The sequence below is a fragment of the Saprospiraceae bacterium genome (assembly GCA_016710235.1).
Lineage (GTDB): Bacteria > Bacteroidota > Bacteroidia > Chitinophagales > Saprospiraceae > Vicinibacter.
Genome location: JADJLG010000001.1, coordinates 2,941,173 through 2,962,721, shown reverse-complemented (window position 1 = coordinate 2,962,721; position 21,549 = coordinate 2,941,173). Strand labels below are relative to the sequence as shown.

22 protein-coding genes and 3 pseudogenes are annotated in these 21,549 nt (G+C 37.4%); 6 read left to right on the top strand and 19 right to left on the bottom strand.

Annotated features, from left to right (window positions below; translation table 11 throughout):
* Nucleotides 1-7: 7 nt before the first annotated feature.
* Together IPI99_11725 and IPI99_11720 are read right to left on the bottom strand one after the other, a co-directional pair.
* A complete protein-coding gene (locus IPI99_11725) occupies nucleotides 8-799 on the bottom strand; it encodes a hypothetical protein (GenBank protein MBK7341186.1) in 792 nt (263 codons plus the stop codon).
* Entirely contained in the window at nucleotides 786-1,580 is a 795-nt protein-coding gene (locus IPI99_11720; GenBank protein MBK7341185.1) for a hypothetical protein, read from the bottom strand. Before IPI99_11720 ends, IPI99_11725 begins: the two co-directional genes overlap by 14 nt.
* 421 nt (nucleotides 1,581-2,001) lie before the next feature.
* Here IPI99_11720 and IPI99_11715 point away from each other — a divergent pair, with 421 nt between their 5' ends.
* On the top strand, nucleotides 2,002-2,370 hold the full coding sequence (locus IPI99_11715) for a hypothetical protein (GenBank protein MBK7341184.1): 369 nt from the start codon (nucleotides 2,002-2,004) through the stop codon (nucleotides 2,368-2,370).
* Between the two features lie 23 nt (nucleotides 2,371-2,393).
* Here the strand turns inward: IPI99_11715 and IPI99_11710 are convergent, their stop codons facing one another.
* The 6 genes and pseudogenes from IPI99_11710 to IPI99_11685 form a co-directional block, all read right to left on the bottom strand.
* Nucleotides 2,394-3,227, bottom strand: a complete 834-nt coding sequence (locus IPI99_11710; protein MBK7341183.1) for a tyrosine-type recombinase/integrase — start codon at nucleotides 3,225-3,227, stop codon at nucleotides 2,394-2,396.
* Nucleotides 3,199-4,155 (bottom strand): tyrosine-type recombinase/integrase, encoded by a 957-nt coding sequence (locus IPI99_11705; protein MBK7341182.1) that lies wholly within the window; start codon nucleotides 4,153-4,155, stop codon nucleotides 3,199-3,201. The genes IPI99_11710 and IPI99_11705 overlap by 29 nt, the downstream gene beginning before the upstream one ends.
* Before the next feature lie 186 nt (nucleotides 4,156-4,341).
* Nucleotides 4,342-4,789, bottom strand: a pseudogene (locus IPI99_11700) (hypothetical protein).
* 89 nt (nucleotides 4,790-4,878) lie between these two features.
* Nucleotides 4,879-5,898 carry a hypothetical protein gene (locus IPI99_11695; protein ID MBK7341181.1) on the bottom strand — a complete coding sequence of 340 codons (1,020 nt, stop codon included), beginning with the start codon at nucleotides 5,896-5,898 and terminating at the stop codon, nucleotides 4,879-4,881.
* Nucleotides 5,864-6,732, bottom strand: a pseudogene (locus IPI99_11690) (toprim domain-containing protein). The gene IPI99_11695 and the pseudogene IPI99_11690 overlap by 35 nt, the downstream one beginning before the upstream one ends.
* Nucleotides 6,733-6,783: 51 nt before the next feature.
* Nucleotides 6,784-7,056: pseudogene (locus tag IPI99_11685) on the bottom strand (DNA primase).
* A gap of 156 nt (nucleotides 7,057-7,212) precedes the next feature.
* On the opposite strand from IPI99_11685, the gene IPI99_11680 reads away from it, so the two are divergent.
* Nucleotides 7,213-7,545 (top strand): helix-turn-helix transcriptional regulator, encoded by a 333-nt coding sequence (locus tag IPI99_11680; protein MBK7341180.1) that lies wholly within the window; start codon nucleotides 7,213-7,215, stop codon nucleotides 7,543-7,545.
* A gap of 247 nt (nucleotides 7,546-7,792) precedes the next feature.
* A complete protein-coding gene (locus IPI99_11675) occupies nucleotides 7,793-8,119 on the top strand; it encodes a type II toxin-antitoxin system RelE/ParE family toxin (GenBank protein ID MBK7341179.1) in 327 nt (108 codons plus the stop codon).
* A 36-nt stretch (nucleotides 8,120-8,155) separates the two neighbouring features.
* Here the strand turns inward: IPI99_11675 and IPI99_11670 are convergent, their stop codons facing one another.
* The 7 genes from IPI99_11670 to IPI99_11640 all read right to left on the bottom strand — a co-directional run bounded on the left by IPI99_11670 (nucleotide 8,156) and on the right by IPI99_11640 (nucleotide 14,834).
* Entirely contained in the window at nucleotides 8,156-8,425 is a 270-nt protein-coding gene (locus tag IPI99_11670) for a hypothetical protein (protein ID MBK7341178.1), read from the bottom strand.
* Nucleotides 8,422-8,688: a hypothetical protein gene (locus IPI99_11665; protein MBK7341177.1), complete on the bottom strand. Its 267-nt coding sequence runs from the start codon at nucleotides 8,686-8,688 to the stop codon at nucleotides 8,422-8,424. Before IPI99_11665 ends, IPI99_11670 begins: the two co-directional genes overlap by 4 nt.
* Nucleotides 8,689-8,759: 71 nt before the next feature.
* On the bottom strand, nucleotides 8,760-8,981 hold the full coding sequence (locus IPI99_11660) for a hypothetical protein (protein ID MBK7341176.1): 222 nt from the start codon (nucleotides 8,979-8,981) through the stop codon (nucleotides 8,760-8,762).
* A 127-nt stretch (nucleotides 8,982-9,108) separates the two neighbouring features.
* Nucleotides 9,109-10,239 carry a hypothetical protein gene (locus tag IPI99_11655; GenBank protein MBK7341175.1) on the bottom strand — a complete coding sequence of 377 codons (1,131 nt, stop codon included), beginning with the start codon at nucleotides 10,237-10,239 and terminating at the stop codon, nucleotides 9,109-9,111.
* Between the two features lie 352 nt (nucleotides 10,240-10,591).
* Nucleotides 10,592-12,451, bottom strand: a complete 1,860-nt coding sequence (locus tag IPI99_11650) for a T9SS type A sorting domain-containing protein (GenBank protein MBK7341174.1) — start codon at nucleotides 12,449-12,451, stop codon at nucleotides 10,592-10,594.
* 28 nt (nucleotides 12,452-12,479) lie between these two features.
* Nucleotides 12,480-12,818 (bottom strand): hypothetical protein, encoded by a 339-nt coding sequence (locus IPI99_11645; protein ID MBK7341173.1) that lies wholly within the window; start codon nucleotides 12,816-12,818, stop codon nucleotides 12,480-12,482.
* A 246-nt stretch (nucleotides 12,819-13,064) separates the two neighbouring features.
* Complete coding sequence (locus IPI99_11640) at nucleotides 13,065-14,834, bottom strand: redoxin domain-containing protein (GenBank protein MBK7341172.1); 1,770 nt, start codon at nucleotides 14,832-14,834, stop codon at nucleotides 13,065-13,067.
* 60 nt (nucleotides 14,835-14,894) lie between these two features.
* Between IPI99_11640 and lipB the strand changes: the two genes are divergently transcribed.
* Genes lipB through IPI99_11625 form a run of 3 tightly spaced genes read left to right on the top strand, consistent with a single transcriptional unit; the run spans nucleotide 14,895 to nucleotide 16,597 of the window.
* Nucleotides 14,895-15,590, top strand: a complete 696-nt coding sequence (gene lipB / locus IPI99_11635) for a lipoyl(octanoyl) transferase LipB (GenBank protein MBK7341171.1) — start codon at nucleotides 14,895-14,897, stop codon at nucleotides 15,588-15,590.
* A 6-nt stretch (nucleotides 15,591-15,596) separates the two neighbouring features.
* Nucleotides 15,597-16,118, top strand: a complete 522-nt coding sequence (locus tag IPI99_11630; protein ID MBK7341170.1) for an acyl-CoA thioesterase — start codon at nucleotides 15,597-15,599, stop codon at nucleotides 16,116-16,118.
* A gap of 5 nt (nucleotides 16,119-16,123) precedes the next feature.
* Nucleotides 16,124-16,597: an OsmC family protein gene (locus tag IPI99_11625; GenBank protein MBK7341169.1), complete on the top strand. Its 474-nt coding sequence runs from the start codon at nucleotides 16,124-16,126 to the stop codon at nucleotides 16,595-16,597.
* A 6-nt stretch (nucleotides 16,598-16,603) separates the two neighbouring features.
* On the opposite strand, the gene IPI99_11620 is transcribed toward IPI99_11625, so the two are convergent.
* The 4 genes from IPI99_11620 to IPI99_11605 form a co-directional block, all read right to left on the bottom strand.
* Nucleotides 16,604-17,881 carry an MFS transporter gene (locus IPI99_11620; protein ID MBK7341168.1) on the bottom strand — a complete coding sequence of 426 codons (1,278 nt, stop codon included), beginning with the start codon at nucleotides 17,879-17,881 and terminating at the stop codon, nucleotides 16,604-16,606.
* Nucleotides 17,882-17,912: 31 nt separating this feature from the next.
* Nucleotides 17,913-18,674: a class I SAM-dependent methyltransferase gene (locus tag IPI99_11615; GenBank protein MBK7341167.1), complete on the bottom strand. Its 762-nt coding sequence runs from the start codon at nucleotides 18,672-18,674 to the stop codon at nucleotides 17,913-17,915.
* Between the two features lie 13 nt (nucleotides 18,675-18,687).
* Nucleotides 18,688-19,587 carry a class I SAM-dependent methyltransferase gene (locus IPI99_11610; protein MBK7341166.1) on the bottom strand — a complete coding sequence of 300 codons (900 nt, stop codon included), beginning with the start codon at nucleotides 19,585-19,587 and terminating at the stop codon, nucleotides 18,688-18,690.
* A 99-nt stretch (nucleotides 19,588-19,686) separates the two neighbouring features.
* A complete protein-coding gene (locus tag IPI99_11605) occupies nucleotides 19,687-21,471 on the bottom strand; it encodes an OmpA family protein (GenBank protein MBK7341165.1) in 1,785 nt (594 codons plus the stop codon).
* Nucleotides 21,472-21,549 lie beyond the last annotated feature (78 nt).

The window sequence follows — 21,549 nt, the reverse complement described above, 5'->3', positions numbered from 1 at the left end:
CAGAAGTTCACTCTATCACATTAATATTTAATCTTGTAGTATCAGTCTTGAAGACATTCCCTAAAGAATCATACATTACACCTAGAAAAGTTAATTGATTCTTTCCTGATTGCTTAAAGCTAGTTCTATAAGTAGCCTTATGCCTATCAAGCTCTAATTGCGTTAACTCATTCATATTCAACCCAGCTTTCATGATCGTCTTGTATTTATCAAAAACTGAAACCGCTGCATAAAATTCTATGAGCTTGTCTTTTGGAAGCGAATCCAATTTAGAATTACATTTAATAGATGGGCTAAAAACGACTCCTTCATCATAATACTTTTTACCTAAAGTATCCCATTTGGTTACATGATATAATTTACCATCAAAATCAGATAAACAATACATACTCAATGTCTGATTTGGAAAATAATGGATTAGCTCACCTTGGAAGCTATCACTTTCAATTATGTGTATTTTTTCAAGTTGACCTGAATTTGAAAAAGCTTCATATTTATTAATCCAATGTCTATTTTTAATAAATGCACTAATTTTAATTTGTCCATTTATATAATACTCTACGTAATGGCCATCTTTTATGCCATCTTTTATGCCAACTTTTGATTTTAATTCTTTATTAGGATAATAATACTCAATCTCCTCAGTAAGTTTATGATTTACCAGTTTTCTAACATTAATTACTGAGTCTTTTGTATTGACCTCTGTTCCATATGCAATCTTATCATGCTTACATTCTATTATTAGAAAACATTGTATTAATAAGATATACTTTAAATAAAATATATCACTTTTTTTCATTTCTAATATCATGTTCACTTGTATCTACAGTAAGCACATTCTTTTTACAAAACGCACAATAAGTTGAATCATTTTTCTTAAGTTCAATTACACTGTTGCTTGGTGTACCTGAATCATCCTTTGTCAAATCGCCAATATCCCCAATCAAATCAGCAGCATCCGCCATTACCTCTGGATCTGCGATATCTCTAATTGTAGAAAAATTAGTAGTAATATCACGTTTTGAGTAATTTAGGTAAATTAACAATGAGCCAATATCAACAATATCGACATCGTCAGATAAAGCGTGATCTTTGGTTTCCATTGACCCACCACTTTCGCCATCAGTAAAAGATATTCCACCTCTTTGTGTGCCACCATCTCCAGGAGTAATCGTAAAAGCATTCTTAATGTTATCCCATGTGGAAAGCTTCAAATACTCATACTTATTTAATTTACCACCACCAGGTAATTCAACTGGATCTACAAATTGATTAACTACAAGTGTTCCGTTGGCACCATATTTATTTTGATTTGCAAAATCATTGAAATTTCCGAATCGACTATGGTAATTATTCTCTGGAGTCAATTCAGTGCTTTCAATGATTTTTATTTCTTTATCTATATTTCCAATTTTATTTACAATGACTTTAGCTTCCAATCCATCTAAATCTATTGCAGCGATAGGAGTGTTGGATGCAAATTGGTACGGCGTTAATTCGGGATATGATTTCGTCAGCGGATCGACACTCAAAAACCTCTGTACCACTTTTTGGCTTAGAATAGGAATCTTATACACCACTTTGAGTGTATGTTTTTGATAGTTCGGATCAAGCCTTAGACATCCCATTTCCTACCCTAAAGATAGCTGGCTTTTTTTTTCATATGAAAGGATATTTTCATTTGAAAAAAAAGATATGAATGCACAATGCTCGTATTTTATTCAATGCTGCCACGTGTTTTTCTAAAAATGATATGATCAACTTCGGCATTGAATAAAATAAAGAGCTTCCAGGGGTTTGGGGATGAACGAACGATCCCGATAGGGTGAAGGTCTGGGAGACCTTCAAGTGAGTGAACCGGAACGGAAATTTAATAAGATCCCCAAGTTTTCTTCTACCGGCGGCGGCCGGTCTGGCGGTGGAGGAGGGCGAACAGGAAGCTTGAGCCATTAAGATCTGAACTGGAGCGTAGAGTAAGAGAAGATCTTAATTGCGGCTTCCGTGCGATCCCGATACAGCAATGGAATAAAAAGAGTTTTGCGAATAAAAAAGAATTGCAGTATTGGGATCGAGACCGACTCCGCATGCCGCCTGAAACGATACAGGCTGCGGTGGGTGTGTATGTGTGTAAGTTTATCTTACAATCATACACAGACAGGAAAGCAGCGGTGTGGCGACGCTCAGTCTGATTGCATATATCGTGACAAAGGTCTGCCTTGTCAGTCCTGGTACTCGACCTCAGGCGAGTATGGCGCGATATATGCCAGACTGTCCCGTCGCCACGCCGCTTTCCCCTGCTTAGATGTGAGTAGAGCGAACATCTATCTCAAACAAGTCAGGAGCCGGAGCGATACAGCTTTATTTACGTAAGCATCTTTTTAGTACTGATCATTTTATTGGAGAGGGTGTAATCTTTCAATACTTGCTTTTAATTCTTCTAATCCGGATTGTTTGTACTGCTCAGTGCTTCCACTTCGCTTATGCCCTGCAAATACTTGTACGATTCTTATATCATTGTTCTGCTTGAGCAAATGCATGATTACACTTTGACGGATTTTTAGAGGAAGTAATTTTTCTGATTTACTCTTTCCTTCATTTACTATTCGATTAATGATTCCAGGCCATAGGGTGTTCTTATTCTGATCTTCAAAAAGATAGCTGTTATCTTTATTCAACTTTAAATAATCATGGATCACTAGTATTTGCTTCGCTTTTAGGGCCAGTGTTCTGCTGTTGACCTTTGCGCTACCGCCTATATAAATAGTGGCTTCTTCTAGTTTAATGTCTTTTACTTTTATGCTTACGATTTCTTGTACTGCAAGAGCTTGGTAGATCAATAATCCAATGATGATTTCGTCTCTAAGTTGATTTTTTGATTTGTGATTTTGTAGTAATTCTTCTAATTGCTGCGGAGTATAAAGATTCTCTATAGCTATACTTTTATTGATTTGATCTTTTAGGTAAAGTCTTTCGCAAGGGTGATTTTCTCTGATTCCTAAGTCTATTAAGTATCTGTAATAAATCTTGATTGCAAACAAATGATTCATCAAACTCTTGGGATGTAGTCCCGTACTTCTAAGATGGGCCATATATTGCATTACGTCAGCGTAGAGAGCTGTTATCGCTTTTTCTTGCATGAATGTCTCATACTTTCTGATCATGTTGTGATATCCTCTGGTTGCTTTGGGAGAATAGTGTTCATTGAGATAATCCATCCTGTTCTTCATTGCCGGTTTCATTGTCTTTGGTGATTAGTTTTCTTAATTGTTCTTGATTGATGTGGGTGTAGATCTCAGTGGTCTCGAGTTGATCATGTCCTAGGAACTGTCTGACCTGTTGTAATGGCATTCCTTGTTCGAGTAGATGTGTGGCGATAGAATGTCGTAAGGTATGCATGGTGATTTCATCTGGATTAATGGTCTTGTCTTTGGTTCTTCTGATGATCTGTTTTAAGATTTTATTCATCGTATATTTTTGCAATCTTCGACCCTTGGAGTTAATCAATAAGGCTTGTACATCTTTTGAGCCTAGATACATTCTCACCTCATTCAAATAACATTCCAAATCTTTAATAACTTGTTGTGTGATAGGGATCACTCTACGCTTGTTGTTATTGCCTCGAGGGATAATGATGATACCTTGCTTTAATTGAAGATCTTCAATATTACATTGCACTATTTCAGTGACTCGCATGCCACAACCATAGCCTAGACCAAGGATTACTTTTTCAATTTCTGATTTTGTGTGATCGTATAATGATTTGATTTGTGATTTGCTTAGGATCGTTCTTTCGGTGTTTTCTTCAGGGAAGTGGATCTGGATTTCTGACAGTGGATTGATCTGGATTTCTCCTCGATCTAGTAGCATCATAAAGAATAATTCAATACTTCTAAAATGATTATTGATCGTCTTGATGTTTAACTTCTGCTTAGTTCTTTTATTGGGTCTTGATTGGATGTAATCTTGATATTCTTTGATATGTTCTGCGGTAATGTTTTCTATTTTCCTAATTCCTCTTAAATGCATTTGCTCAAAAAATTCCTTCAGATAGTTTTCTTTAATTCCTACACTGAGTGGATTATGGCCAAGGGTCAACAGATGATCACGGTATTTTTCGAGTTGATGTTCATAGTTTTTGTCCAGATTTATATTCATTTTGTAAAACTTTGAATCGATTTTTCCAAAAGGGGGGTCTTGCACTTTTTTGGAACGCGGAACGCCAGACACTTTTTTACACTTAACCCATTGACCGCTAATTATTTATTTCAAATTCTGGCGTTCCACTGGCGTTCCCTGGTGTTCCAAGGGTGTATATATTTTGTATATTTTGCTTGTTTTCGGTTATAAACTCTTAAGCTGTTCGCTTAGATTGTCCTTGATCTTTGTTCTGATCAATTGCATATTATCCCAATAAGCTATTCTATAATTGAAGCCTCGATTTGCATATCCAAGCTGTCGTAAGTATTCCAGATTGATAAGCTGTTGTATGTATCGATGTTGTTGCGTCTTACTGATTCCGGTGGCTGTTCTGATTTCGAATCGATTAAAATCGATTTCGCTTTGTTTTACTTTTTCTTTCTCTGCTTTTGTCTTTGCATATTCTTTTAAGTCGTTCGAAGAACTGGCGCAGACTTCCATCTAGTTCATCCACTTTTAATATGATGCTTTCAAATAAGATATCACAGGCTCGACGTAGATCTTCTTTTTGTGTGATCAATCTTCCCTGATTGTCTTGTTTTCTTTGGAACTGATTGAGGATCGTAATTTGTTTTACAATGCTTTGATACATTTCATTAAGCCTTCTGATCTTGTGTGCATCCAGTGGTAATTGTATTTTGTTAGCATAAGGATTGATGATGTTAAAAGGCTTTATAAGTCTCATGCAATTCTGTATAAAAATGCAGTTTTTTCTTCTTCTTCTCGCTCGTTGATGTTGCCAGCATACTTTTGGTTCTGATAGTTGATAATTCTTTGTGTCTGCTCTGTACTTTCATCCACAGCTACAACAAAGCTTCTGCTGATATTGTCTTCATAATAATCTCCCTTTGTCGTACAGGCTATACTGGCAATAGGTCCTCTTACTGTTCTCTCTGTGCTGCGGATATTACCATCATCGAACTTTTGGCTCGTGCTGCTGATCAGTATATCATTGCTCATCAATTCTCTAAGAGCTAATAGTGCTTCTTCTTTTAATCCATCTATATCTTCGAAGCAAAGGAATCTATTGACTAAATCATATTCTCCATAATTGTAAAAGCTATTGTCGGTTACTCGAGTGAATCGCTTTACATCTTCTTGCGGAATGAGATTAGAGATGATTTTTAATAGTCTTGTCTTTCCACTTCCGGAACTTCCTTGGATCAGTCCATGAAGTGTTTCTTTCATCTTGTAAGAGCTTGCGATTACAAAGAGAAGTATTCTGCTATTTTCTTCTCCTACGACTCCGCATCTGCCTATGAGTGTATTGATCTTATCGATAAGCTTATCTTGTTTTAAGAATTCTATGCAATCTTTCATGGTGCTTTCGTTGAGTTGGATTTTGATTCGTTGCGGTGCTTGTTTTGTTGTGTTGTTGTTGCGATATTGATCTAGTAATTTACTGAGATCCATTAGATCTTTCTGGATCTGTTGTGTATTTATCTTGAGTGCTTCGCTTACACTTTGAGCTACCAGTTCTATTTGCTTGTATTCGTAGAGATCGAGCTTTGTTTTGTAGTCTGTGCCTTCTTGTGTATTGACGATTTGCAATGTGATCTTTAAACTGTCGAGCTGTGGTTTTATTCCTCCTTTGCTGTGATACTCGATGTTATCGGATTTATAGATGATGTTGTTGGGATTGTCGGTATTTAGAACACTCTTCGCTTTAGCTTCCGGTGATGCCGCTTTGGGTTCCCTCACTTCGAGCACTGTCGTGCCTGATCCCTTGCGGGAGTCGTTCGGTAATAATTGAAGAACTATCCGCAGGATTTTCAATTGAAAGATTCTCCGATGAAAAAAAAAGTTCATTGGGTTTTCGTTCTTCTATTGGTTTTCTTTCTGAGATAAGATGCTGCAGTATTTCTCCCTGGTGTGATTGCACCAGACTATTTACATCTTCTCCCTTTGGTGTATTTACATTCGTGATCTTTATTCTCGTAAACATTCCTTTGATCACTTCTGCATATTTTCTTTCCGCTGCATGTCCAGCTTCGTCACCATCAAAAAAGAAGATTACTTCTTCCAGTTCTTTTAGATCTTTGATTGCTTCCTGATGTTCTTCTGTCAGTCCATTCGTTCCGAAGAGTGCTAGTACATTATATTGCACGGTGATCGTTGCATCTTGTATTAATGTCGCAGCATCGATGATGGCTTCTGTGAGTATTAATTTCTTGGTGTTCGGATGTGGATACTGCGGATATAGTCCCTGGCGATCTTTTAAGTAAAAAAATGTTTTTGATCTTTTTCGCTCACTGTACTTCTAAAGTAAAAACTCACCACCTGATTCAATTTATTCTTGAGCGCAAACGCTATACTATACTTCGCAAATATCTGATACGTCCCCTCTGGTTTTCCATCTGCTAGTAATCCTACTGTAACAAGACTGCGCATGAGTTCTTTGTTATCTCGGTTGGAGTAGTGGAACTGTCCTGCGTTGTATCCGATTTCTATCAGTGTCGGATCGAGCATTCTTTCTTTGAGATAATGCATTGCACCAGACTTATAGTTGATGCTGTTCTTGAAGTAGCTGTGCATTTTTGTTAAGACAGCAATTCTGGAAAGCTCCTGGACTGGTTTATTTGGAAGCACTCCGATCATTTGTTTTGCTTTCTCGATGGCTTCGTGCTTTGTGATATTCTCTTTGTTCATAATGAAGTCTATCGCATCCAGACTCTTGCCATGTGTTGTACAGTTACTGCTAAAGCAGTAAGCTGTATTGGTCTTGGGATAGATCTGCATACTTGGAGTCTTGTCCTCATGGAAGGGACAGTTCAATCTCTGATTCCGATCCGGCTCCAGTCCGTAATGGTCTAATACCTGAGTTAAACTGAGCTGAGTCTTGATGTCTTGGATCTCCATTTTGAAGAATTTTTAAAATAATTTTACTGATATATAAGTCACAAAACTAAAAGATATATCAGAATTATCCAAGAACTATATTACTTTGTTTTGATATTTATATCACTTATTTTTGTGCTATAATTACAATATCTATCATTTTAAAGACTTATAAGTATGAGTTTAGGACAGAGAATAGCAGATTTACGCAAAAAAGGGAAAGTTTCTCAAAGCGACCTTGGCAAGAAGATCGGAACGTCAGGTGATATCATAGGTCGCTATGAAAGAGACGAAGTTACCCCATCTATTGAGGTAGCTTCAAAGATTGCAGATGAACTTGGAACTACACTCGATTATCTTATGGGTAAGATGGAATTCGAACTGGATAAGTCCATCGTAAAACGTGTCATTGATATTCAGTCCTTACCAGAAGAAGATAAAAAGCATATTCTCTATACTCTCGATGGACTGCTACAAAATGTGAGAACTAAATTGGCTTTCGCTAAATAATAAAAACCTAATTAGTTTATGGAAAACATTCAAACCGGGAAGTAAAATGAGACAGGTAACAGTATATACCACAGATAAGGAATACAACCATTTCATTGAACTGGCTAAGAACCTGCATTACGTTAAAAAATTGAAACGGATGAAGAGCCTAGAGAAAATGTTTTGGATAATATCAAAGCAGGGCTAAAAGAAGTAAGCCTTTTCAAAAAAGGAAAACTAAAAACTACATCCGCCAAAGACTTCTTAAATGAGCTATAGTGTAGAGCTCTCTGATAACTTTAAAAAGGAAGCTAAGCGGTTGGTCAAAAAATATCGCTCCCTTAAAACAGAATTAGCAAAACTCTTTACCGAACTTGAAGAAAACCCAACACTTGGCACTCCGCTTGGCAACGATATTTATAAAATCCGTTTGGCTATCGCTTCCAAAAACAAAGGCAAATCAGGCGGTGCAAGGGTTTTATCTTTTGTAAAGGTTACACAAACTACCGTTCTGCTTTTTTCCATCTACTCCAAAGGTGAAGTGGATAACCTTACCGAGAAACAAATACAGGAACTCATTAAGGACTATTTGTAAAGCAAAAACGCCAAGCTAATGCCTGGCGTTTTTGCTTTATTTTTCGTTCCAATTCAGAAAGTCATCTTCATTTTTTAACGCTTGGGGCAGAAAATCTTTTGCAGTATTTAATATCTTTTCAAGGTCTCCCATTGTTAATTCCAATTCAACATCAAAAGGATAAAACTTAAAATTCAATTCTTTTTCAGATGTTATTCCAATATCCATAAATGGCTTATTAGAATTCTTGTAAAAGACTTCTAAATAGGGGTAGTCAAAATTAATATCCCCTACTTCTTCTATTCTAATATTTTGCTTTTCCATCATCTTATTCCCCTAAATCCAATAAATGAACCATCTAACCCCCAACTTGCTGCATTACCATTTGGCAAGGTGTAAGTAACCCAACCATTTGGATAAAGTCCGCCTGCACCTGTTGTCATTGTGCCATATCTCAAAACATCTTTAAGCCTTGAAGATGCAAGATTATTAATTGCTTCTGGACTTCTATAAACTTTTTGAAGAGCTTCCATTGACTCAAAACCAAAATATTGTGGATGTTTCGTTACAGCACGTCCTGCATTTGTCAAGTTTCCGCCTTTAAATGGTGAAATAGCATTTTTAAAAGCACCTACTGCATCAAATCCCCCCTTAGCGGCAACTATATTTTATCCCATTCTTTTATAACCATTTTAGCTTGTTCAACAATATTTTTCCATTCGGGGTCATTTATTATTTCTTCATCCGATTCCTTTTCATTATAGCTATTTAACAACTCTCTTAATTTATTCAACTCAAAAATCAAAGAATTAGATAACCCAACTTTTGTAGCTCTATTATCTATAAAATCATCAAAACCAAAATCGTCAAATAAAGAACTCATCAACTCATAAAAAGAAGAAATTAATCCAGTATCATTATTTTCATTCAACCATAATTTCCGCTGAAGGCTTAAACTTGCCAATTCAACTATTATTCTATATACATTCTCACGTATCACATCCATTTTTTTAAAATTTAGGCATATTGTTAATGTTAAATTGATCTAATGGGATATGAGCCTCTGGAACATTGCCATTCGGAAGAACTTTTCCATTTACATCATAGAACTTACCCTCCTTCATAAATTTGATATAAGGATTTTGTTGTAACACATTAGGACTATTTGGATTTCCTGGCATTTGTCTGATTATGTTGTGTGGGTTACTTGGGTCTTTAAAAACAGTACCACCACCTTTTTTACTTGCTTCTGTTATCCAACCTTTTGGTGCTGTTACCCCCTTAGCGGCAATATAAGAAGCACGGAACCCTGTTAAAGTACCAGGTGAAATTCCGAAATCGAACAGAGATATAGCTCCGACTGTAAAATTAGCCAAAGCATTGATGAAAGCATCAACAGTAATGAGATTGTTTTTGTATTGTTGTTGTTCACTACGGATTAAATCCCATTTTTCACCACTCCATAAATAAGTAGTACGATTTGCAATCGAAGTATTATCATTAAAATAATGAGATATACCGCTGGTACTTGAAAAATAAATACCATTTGGAGTTGATTGGATTGTGGAAGGATCAACTTTAGCAGGAGCAGGTCTTTCATCTGTGATTGTAACTAGAGGTGCACTTGGCAAGAATCCTTTATCTATTAAATCTTGTTGATGGTTTTGGTGATTTTTAGCTTTGGTATCATAAAAATCATCATTAGCATCACCATGATATGCACCATTTGGGTAAGGATCGTATTCGCCAGTAGTAGAGTTTACATATTCCAATCCATCTAAATCAATACCATCGATAGGACGATTCATGGCAAAAGGATAAGGTGACCAAGATGGATACGAAGATGTCAGCGGATCGACACTCAAAAACCTGGCAATACCCGGATTGTAAATGCGGAAGCCGTAGTCGTATGTGGTAAGATTTTGGATCTCGCCGTCGGCGTCGGCCTCTTTGTCATTGAATCCATAGCGGTACTTGGTAGGGAAGTTGGATTTGCCGAGCAGTGTTGGAAAATTTCTACCTCGCATGACCTGACCGAAAGGGTAGTAATCCTGAGCTGCAACAATGTCGGGCTCGTAAGCGGAGACGCGCTGAGGCAGTGCAGCGGGATTTCCTTTGAGGCGGTCAGTGACGACGGACATGACATTGCCCAGATGATTGGAGACCTCTTACCTGCGGTAGTTGCGGTATCTGGTGGCTATACGTCCCGGTGAGTCTGATATCATGCTGCGGTCAGGAGGGTAGTAAACGCCTACTCTCGATGAACCAAAGATATTGCATTCTGCCTGAATGTAGAAGATAATCCGATATTGACATAGGTTTGCTTATAGAGAACGAGCACACTGTAATTTGATTTAGTCCGTTCAGAAAACTAAATGGATAGAATTCTGAATAATGATAATGAACCATACAGACTTCATATCGCGCAGATAAATTTACTCAAAAAAAAAGAGAAGCATTGCTACTTCTCTTTTTGCTATTCATTTGAAAAAGTCAATATTTCAATATTTTTTCCAGTCCAATTGTACCTGTAGAAGAAACCACACGCAGAAAATATGTTCCCGAAGGGAAAGACTCTAAATCTATTGATTCCGCTTCTGAATTTATATCATTCTTCATTATAGATTGACCTGTTGAGTTGTACACTTCAATACTTGGCCGGAGGCTCAAAACCGATTTGTCCAATTGAATTTGCAGTATACCTTCAGTGGGATTTGGGTTGCAAGAAAGTAAAGCAAGTCGGTTGATAGGTCTGTCCGTTACTCCGACTGCATTAGAATTGCTCCTATAAATACCATCGTATGATCTTGCAAGAAAAATTCTACCATGATTATCTAAATAGATGAAATTGGTTGGATAATCGCGTTTTTTTAATTCGTAGTCCAAATTAGAAGTAATATTTGTCCAGGTATTTCCATAATCATAAGTAATTTGAACTCCAGATTTATCAGTAGCGGTAACAATTACTCCAGGTTTTATAGTTGTAATTTTTAAAATACTAGAAGGAATGCTGGAAGATATATACTCAAAATTGTTGAGATCAGCACTCTTATAAATTCCTGAGACATTGTTTAAAGTACCAGTAAAAATAAAATTTCCGGCATCATCTATATTCAAGTCTTTCACGGACATTATAGAATTAAATCTACTTTCTAACCCCCATGTTTTGCCAAGGTCTTTGGATACTTTTGGATCTCTGTAATTGCTTTGAATCAAATATATAGCTCCATCAGCGGCCTTCTGCATATCGACGATATCAACATTCGGCCAAATCTTGCTACTCTGCAAAATCCAGTTTTCACCGAAGTCTGAACTGTAATAGAAAGTATAGTAGGGATTATTAGAATAATCTGGGCGTTTGGTCACTAGCATAAGTGAACCATCATGAAATGCTTTTATAAATGCTATATTGTCTGCAAATATGTCATTTGTTTCCCAATTTTGATTGGCTTCATTCCATCTGTACAACACGTTTGCATCAACGCCATCTTTATTGTATGTATACAATTGTCCCTTGTTATCTTGTGCAAGGCCTTGGACTTGAACATTGTCTCTCATTACAGGATGCCATTCATCTGCTTCCTGATCTGAATAAAACCATACACAATCGCTCACTTGAATGTACATCCTGTTATTCTTGGCTTTGAACATTTCAGTTACATTTGCTTTGTCTGCAGGTGCATTAAACTCTTGCCAGCCTACTTGTTGGGATGTTAATAAAAAGGTTTTGTTTCCACCACAATAGGATGTAATTAGCACAGCATTGGCAGTGTCAATAATCTGCATTTTCAAGTATTCAAAATTGGATGCATCGGGCAAATTCTGATTGAACGAGTGAAGTTTCCTCCAGGTAGTTCCCAAATCAAAACTTCCATATAGACCCGAAGCAGCTTTGATGATAACAGCATCTCCCGATTGGGTTTGATAGATTTGTTCTATTTCATTCGTCTCGAGAGCAGGTTCAACTAGTATAGTTTCTATAGTGTTTCCTTCATTAAATACATTCAATAACTTTGAACCATCAGCTATAAAAAAATGCCCTTCTTTTGTACAGATCACTTTTTGCCAATCCAAATTTGATTTTGTTTCAAATAAAATTTTTGATTCAGGCTTGGTAGAACTGAATTTTACAATTCTAAACCCTTTTCCCAACAACTGGCCACCCGTAATCGCGTAATTATTTTCATCATCAAAAGGAAAATAATTATAAAGAATGCTTTCCGGGTCGTAAACCAAATTATTTTGATCAATTCTCCATTTGTCAGTGAACTTCATTATTCTTTCGCCTAAATAAGTTCCAAATAGCTCGCCTTTTAAATTATACTTCATGTTAAACAATGAAGTATATCCCATTGGATTAGAATTTACACGACCTATGGTATCATACGCAAAGAAATTTCCAAAATAACGGAAAGGAACAAAGTTTCTCAAAGCAATAAGTGAATGAATCATTGAAGTCTAACAATAATGAAACTTCAGTATCAAGTGTTTTAAAGTACTGATCCGAAACTTTAGGCAGTTTAGTGTACTCATTGTTCGTATCGAAGATATTTCTGTGATAAATTAAATCATTCCCTTTGATTGACAAATACAAATTTCCGGATTTGTCAAGTGCGATATCACCCACTTCCGTGGCTAATGTTTTTGTGGTCAATTCCCATTGTACTTGAGCCTGTAAACAGGTAAAAGATAGTGTCAGAGCTAAAATTAAGTATTTCATAATTTATAATTTATTAATTAGACAATAATTTGATTCTTTAAATTTTAAAATTTAATCCATAAGGTAAGGTAAAGAATATTGATTCAATGGAATTATAATGTCCGCATTTAAATCAGAAATTTATTGTCGAAGTGTAGTATTTATGCTATAAGCCTTTCTGCTTTCAAGACAAAAATAATCCTATCAATATTGTATCCACAATCAATTACAGCATGTCACTGTGAATACTTCTTCGCTGTCATTCAATTAGTACTTGACAATTTTGTGTACTTCGTGGAAGCCATTAGAACCTACAATTGAAATCAAATAACATCCTGCAGGTAAGCTAGTAATATCTTGTTTTATAGTCTTGGTGTGTGGAGGCATCTCGGCAGCTGATACTAATCCAGCACGTAAGTCTGATATTCCGACACTTTTGATGAAAGATTCTGCATCTTTAGACTCTATGTGAACCTGGTGGTCGCTGTTGGATACCAAAAACCTTTTATATTGAACATCACCTGTATATTCATTTTGCAGAATAATATTGTCTGTAAAATACTCTTGAATCGCATCCGGGCTTTCTTTGAAAATTACCTCATTTCTGATTGCAGACTCGTTTCCCATACTAAAATGAAGAAACGAGCTACTTTCAAATTCAAATAACATTAAAGATCTTGGCAATAAAACCGTTTTTACTAAAGGTGAAGCCCACACTCCTGCGATAAAGTTTTCTCCTGTGGGTTTTTTAAAATTTAGATTCACGAAGAAAGTTTGAGAGTTGATGTCACCATAACCAACCACATTCAAATTTGACGCAAACGGTGGTTTATCACACTTCAAATAAAACTGCAATGATAAGATATTCAGATTTTCTTGTTCTAAGTAAACCTGATATTTGTAGGTTCCATGATTGGTCAAAGAAGTAACCAGCCTCATGTTGAATTCCTGTCCTGATGAACGCGAGATTACACCTGGTCTGAATGATCGGGCGTCAGTGACGTCACCGAATTTCCCAACTCCAATTTCCAGGTTTGGAGCAGTATTTATAAAGCTAGTCAATTTTACTTTATCTGATGCTATGCCACCTGTTGCAAAGGGATTGAAAAGGGCTATGTGTGAGGCTGTCAACTTAGGAAAATTGTTTGTCAAGCCAAGAATCAATTTTCGTATAACACTAATATCTGAAGCTGAAACGCTATTTGAATTGTTTACATCTGCCACGATTTTTTGCAGATTATTCAATTTTGAAATTCCTAAGATGTCTTTCTGAATTAATACAATATCAGCTGTGGAAACTCCAGCCCTAAGGTCAGAAAAATCACTAGGTGGAAACGCTTGAACATAGTATCCGTTTACATTTTGTGAAAGAGGAAACTCACAGTTATAGGATCCATTAGGAAGATCCCATGAAGGATTTCCATTCTGTAGGTCTACGAGTTGAATCGAGGACGGATTGTAACTTGTTAACACGCTACTCGTGAATGCATAAACACATTCTCCGGGGTTGCCACCGTTGTTTCCTCCAGTTCTCAAGGCTTGAGCTATGGCTGTGTCAAGAGGGGCCTGATTTGATGAAGCAAATTTTACATCAAAGTTGACCTCACCATCTGGAGATATGACTACAAAGGTTGGTGTGCCATAATACTGCCCAAATGTGCCACTTTTATACGGAGCAACTGCTGTTATTGAGCCTCCATCGTTGCCTGCACCCGGGAAAGTAATGCCATGCTTTTGAGCATATGACTTGACATAAGAGTTATTGTCCCAAGTTTGAGTGCTAAGTTCAATGAACTGTACTTTGCCTTGACCTGCTCCCCATCTTACATAAGCTTCCTGAACATAAGTCGCAATAGAATTGCAAGGAGGGCAATCCACAAAGAAAAGCTTGAGCACCACCACTTTATCCTGATTTAAATAATCTGAATACAAGTGATGAACTTTGTTGTTGTAATCAGTAATTGTAAAGTCAGGTGCTTTTGCAGCGAAAATCAAAACCGGAAAGCAAAAACAAATAACATACAATAGTGATTTCATAAATTATGATTTTTAAGAAAATCAAAAATATTGCATTTATTTGGAATTATAATAAGAAAAGTGAATAAAATTTTACTCAAAGACCTTGGATTGTGCGATTATGCAGTTGCCTGGGAGGCTCAAACTAAGGTTCATCAAAACCTGATACATCAAAAAAGGTATCCGGAAGAAAATTCTGCTGCCACCCCTCACCAATTGATCATGTGCGAGCATCCACACGTATACACCTTAGGAAAATCTGGGTCAAAGGACAACTTACTCTATCCCGTACAGGAGCTGGACCGTATCGGTGCAACATTCTATGAGATCAACAGAGGAGGGGACATCACTTATCATGGACCGGGACAATTGGTGGTTTATCCAATACTTGATTTGGAACAAATCGAGGCTGACGTTCACAAATATGTTAGAGGTTTAGAGGAAGTGATCATAAAGCTCTGTGGTACTTTTCAGGTACAAACTGAAAGAATTAGTGGTTATACCGGCGTTTGGGTGACTCAAAATGACTCAAAACCAAGGAAAATATGTGCTATTGGAGTTCATCTCAGCAGATGGGTGAGCTTGCATGGTTTAGCTTTTAATGTCTATCCCGATTTGAATTACTTCAACCATATCGTCCCTTGTGGCATCTCTCCTGAACAGATGCAAGTGACTTCACTGGAGAAAGAAATCGGAAATAAGCCTAACTTGGAAGAAGTAAAAAAAAGATTTGTTCAGCTGTTTTTGGAACAATTTCAATTAGATTTGATTCCTTAGTGTATGATGGAACTAGAACCGAAAAAAGTTTCTGAATCAATAACAGAAATGAATGAAATGGTCATGCCTAATGACACAAACCCTTTGGGAAATCTCATGGGCGGAAACCTGATGCGGTGGATGGATATAGCTTCTTCCATCTGTGCGAGCCGCCATTGCGAATCATTTGTGGTAACAGTATCTGTAGATCATCTGACCTTTCAGGAGCCGATAAAACTTGGAGATATCGTGACGATCAGAGCACAAGTGACAAGAAGTTTTCATACCTCAATAGAGATTTTTATGGAAGTCTTCACAAAAGGTATACTCCAGCACAGTCCAAGAAAATCGAATCAAGCCTACTTCACTTTTGTGGCTTTGGATGAAAGAACTATGAAGCCTAAGAATGTTCCTGGCGTAATAGCTGAGACAAATGAAGAAAAAGAGCAATTTGAAGGGGCTGCTATCCGACGCGAGTTTCGTCTTGTAGTAAGTGGTAAGATCAAGCCTTCAGAAGCAAAACAAAGTCAGGATTTTCTGAATAGTTAACACTCATGGCTCGACACATTTATACTCCGGATTTATGCTGGACAGGCAACTCCGGTAGTGGTACATCGTCGTATAAGGCTTACGAAAGATCACATTTAATTTCCGGAAAAGAAAAATCGACGGAAATATTTTGCTCATCGGACCCTGCTTTTAGAGGTGATAAATCCTGTTTTAATCCTGAAGAACTTTTTGTTGCATCTGTCGCTTCCTGCCATATGCTGTGGTATCTTCACTTGTGCGCTGATGCTGGTGTAGTCATCGAGAGCTATGTGGATCGTCCAACAGGAGTACTTGAGGAAAATGAAGAGGGTGGGAAGATGACTCAGATTGACCTGAATCCTTTAATTGTTATCAGACATGGTTCTGACCCGGTAATTGCTCAGGCACTCCACAAAATTGCGCACCAAAAATGCTTTATTGCTGCGTCAATAAAAACTCCTGTAATCATCAAGGCGGAGGTCAGGATTGAAGGCCACTAGTTATCACTATTGCTCAGAATAATCCAATTCCTTTCCAAATGTCTCTTGAATATTGTAGATTGAATAAAGGGCTAAGCCATAACAAATTGCCCCTACAATAGCTGCGGATTGCACAAGGGGAAGCTTAACTTGATCCAAAAGGTAGAAAAATCCCACACCTATAGGAATCACAGCTCCACGTACAAAATTAGGAACTGTCGTAGTCACTGTCGCACGTATATTGGTACCGAATTGTTCTGATGCAATAGTTACAAACAATGCCCAATAGCCAGTACAGCATCCCAATATAAAGGAAAGCAAATAAAACTGGCTGACGCTGATGCCCTTGACAAAAAAATAGACCAAAATCACAGCAATATTTGCCAATAAATAACCAATCACTACTTTTCTTCTACTTCTGAAAGCCTGGGATAGCCAGCCGCACAACAAGTCTCCTGCACTCAAGCCCATATAGCAATACATGATGCACAATGCAGGTTCAATAGATCCATCCGGTAGTCCCATATTGTTTGCAAAGCGGGGTGAAAGCTTGACAAGAGTTCCAATTACATACCATACCGGTAATCCAATCAGTATACAATATATATAAGTCCGGAATCTGGATTTGCTCTGGAACAAAATATAAAAGTGACCCTGTTTGACAGATTTGCTCTCTAAAACTTTTTCAAACATTTGGGATTCAAAAGTGCTGTATCTCAATAGGAGCAACATCAAACCTAAAATGCCTCCTACTAAATAACTGACCTGCCAGTTTTCAAGCCCCCAAAAAGGTAACATCCCTCCATACTTTTTCAAAACCGCTGCAAAGACAGCTCCCAAGGCTCCTAATGTTACTACAATCATGGTTCCATAGCCTCTTTTTTCTTTGGTCATGGTCTCTGCCACAAGTGTGATAGCTGCGCCTAGTTCTCCGGCAAGCCCGACTCCAGCAATAAAGCGTATGACTTGATATGCGGGGATTGAAGTGACAAATGCATTGGCAATGTTAGCCAGTGAATATAATAGAATGGAACCAAACAGAATTGACTTTCGTCCTTTGGTATCACCTAAAATTCCCCACAAAAGCCCCCCGAGTAACATGCCGGCCATCTGCCAATAAAATAAATTATTATCAAATAGATTCTGGGCAAGCTGAGGATCGCTGATGGCAAGACCTCTGGGACTCATGATGCTTTCCTTACCTATAATATTGAAAAGTTGCAAGTCGTAGATGTCAACAAAATAACCTAGACCTGCAATTATCACTGTTGAGTTAAAAATGCTGTGATGAACTTTGGATTTCATTCAGCAAAATAAGCAAATTTCTGGCTTGATGCTATTTTGTAGCTATGAAAAAGAGGTCAAGAGCGTCGTCCTGGTATGCTTTTCTGAAGAAATCAGTGACATGGATTGAGGATGACAAATCCTGATGCTCGCTGGCTATTTTTTTGCGATTCCAGCTGTTGAGTAAATCATAAGGTACTTTGAGCCAAGAAGCCGGAAGTATATACTGCAATTTAAAAATATCCCAACGCATGATTTGATTTACTTTTTTGCGATTTTCTTCGACATAGTTATTGACAGTATGATTTCCAAAAACTCCATCTTTTTGTACAGAAGTAAAGTACTTTTTCAATAATTGATAAAGTTGATCATCTGTGTACTCCCTAACGTGCCAGGGATTGCGTGCGAGGGAAGTTTTGATATTGGGTGTAGTGAAGACAGCTTGGCCTCCGGGCTTCAGAATGCGCTGAATTTCTGACACGAATTCAACATCAGGCTCTATGTGCTCAATCACTTGGTAACATATGACAAAATCAAAATGATTGGAAGGAATATCATTAAATGGAGGAACTTCCATCTTGATGAATTTCACATTCTTCATCATGGTGAAATCCACGCCACTTTCAAATTTGTCTACAGTGACAAATTCATCGCATTGTGGGGCAATGTATTCTGCACCGTATCCACTACCGGTTCCAATTTCAAAAACTTTCCCATGCAAAAATTTTTGACTTTCATGGTAAGCAAATAAACATCTTTGGAATACGTAGTTGTATACTTGAGTTTCGTGAGGTACGCGTTCTGCTGTTTTCATTGCTCGATTAAAATTAAATCTTGTTTTTAGAAAAAATATAAAGCAAGGAGCTGGATCGATGTCTTCTGAAGAGACTTTTGATTAAAGAAATGGAGCCAATTGTAATACCTCTCACGAAAGCAAACGAGTTTCCTTGGTATCCTTCACTCAAAACTGAAACATAAAATGAATCAAAAGGCATTTTTCGCATTTCTACAAATGAAAATCCTTCTCCAGTGACCATTTGTTGGAGTGTATTAGGATTGAAGTGCCAGATATGTCGTGGGACATCATAACCGTCCCAAAATTCTTGATAATAGTCACCATCAAAGCAGGAGTAATTGGGTACTGCAATAAAAAGAAAACCTTTGTCGTCCAAGCGTTCAAAAATTGCTTTCAAATATCGTTTTGGATCATATAAATGTTCAAGAACATGCCATAGTGTGATCACATCAAATTTATTCTTGATCTGTCCATTCAGTAATTCGATGGGATCCTCAATATGCAAATTGAATTCATTCTGCCCAAATAATCTCGCTTGATTCCCTTTTTCAATCCCCATCACATCATAATCATTTTGTGCCATGTAATGCAAAAAATGCCCTGTTCCACAGCCGACATCCAGTAATTTATTGCCCTTTGTATGGGATCGGATGATCCTCTTCTTGTACACCAGCATGAGGTTTCTCACTCTCTGGTAGAGGCGATTGATCAATCCATGTTTTGCATTAGAATGGGAGATATAAATTGGACTTGAATAATAGGGAGCTATATCTTCTTCGCCGGGCAGGTCCTGGGTAAATCTGAATCCGCATTCCTTGCATTCCATGATCGGAAAAACTTCCTTAGAGATTTTGTAATCAGGCAATCTGACACACTCATCAAATTGGTCTGAATTGCATAGAGGGCATTGAATAAAATGTATTTGCGACATATGATGGGATAATCCCTTAACTGATGGGCTGCAAATATATATATAATAATTATATATATATATATATAATCTAAAAGATATTTGTGGGCTGGGAGAAAATTAACCTTGTTTAAAGGTAATAATCTTGATTTCAACTCTCTGGTTCTTTTGACGACCTGCCAATGTTTCATTCGAAGCTATGGGAAGTCGCTTGCCATATCCCTTGTATGTGATTTGATCTTTGGGGATCCCTTTGCCATAGAGATAATCGGCCACGTTTTTGGCTCGATCGCCGCTCAATTTGTCGCAGAATTCATCTGAAGGAACACTATTGGTATGACCCCCAATTTCGATCTGAACATCATTATTTGCAATCAGGAATTCATAGATTTCATTCAGCACTGTGGAGGATTCATCTGTAATTTCTGAAGAGTTTGCTGCGAAATAAAGTTCATTGATTTGTAATGTCTGACCAATTGTGATCTTTTTTCTATCCAATTCAGGAATTACTTTAGGCTGACTAATCATAATATCCATACTGACATAGCAATTGTTGTGATCGGCCACTCTCACACTACGTTTGCCGGCACTTAAATTGCCAACGTTCTCCAAGGTTCTTCCATTATCCCACAAAATCCTATATGGGGCTACTCCTCCTTTAATCTTAATTGACGCCTTTCCGTCTTTTTTATTAATTTCGGTGACAGGTGTAACAGAGCTGAGTTCAATCTCAACAGCAGAGGGTGCGTTTACTTGCACAGAAGTCACAAATTCTTCACCTTCGGCATCAGTGACTGTAACGGAATAATCACCGGCGGAAATGGAATCAATTTTTGATCCTGAAAATCTATCATTATTCCATTTGTATGAATAGGGTGTTTTACCCCCTTTAGCAATAACAAGAATTTGGGCATTATGATCAGAGGCACATTTGTTTTCACCTTTGGCATATGCGATGGCACTCAATTTTTCATAATTGCCATCAATAAAATCGATCCGAAACAATCCTTTGTCAGCTGTTCCAACCCAGAGATCATCATTTTTATCACAAGCCAATGATAAATTTTGCGACGAAACAAATCCGTAATCTTCATCTATCTGCAATGATTTGTCAGAATAAGGATCAAATTGAACCAGAATCTCTGATGCGATATAGACCCGACCTTTACTATCTGCAGCCAAAGCTCTTACTGGACCTTTGCTCAAGCCTCTTTTGACCGCAGCATCTTGCCAACGATCTCTACCATCTTCCTTGTAGATCAGCCACATCTTGGTTTCTGCCAGTAGCCATACGCCTTCAGAAGTATTTATTGCTCCCGTGATTTTGTGATCCTTCTCATAAGCGTCCCAGTCTTTCCTGTCAATGATAACTACTCCGGCGTCTGTTCCTACCCAAAGTTTATTTTCCGAGTCCACATATAGCATATTTATCTGTGAGGATTTGAGCTTTGAATTTTCAGGAGTATACTGATTCAGTACCTTATTTTGGTCGTCTGAAACTCTAAATAGGCCTTTGTCGCTGCCCACCCAAATATCTCCATTGTAATAGACCATGCAGCTAATATTAATCTGATTTTTACCTAAAAAAATGGATTGTGGATTAGTGACATTGCTCAGTAAATCAACATGATTACCGTACCATAGGTTTTCTTTTTTATCTTCTGCCAACCCACGAACGCTGTCTTTCGCTACAAGCTCAGGTGCCAATTCCATGGAAGCCATTTTATAGAGCCCGCGGTCAGTACCCAGCCATTTAAAATTTTTCTTGTCAATCAATATACATCTTACTGCTTCGTTGCGGTTGAACTTTTGATAGTTTTCAACAATAACTTGGTCATTGGTCTGTGCGACAAGCACAATACTGAAACCAATGAGGAGAATTGACAGAAAGACGCGATTTATCATATTTAAAAAGTATCCAATATCGTAACGTAAAACTAATTTGACAAGTGTTTAACTTCAACGTTATTTCACTACTTTGTC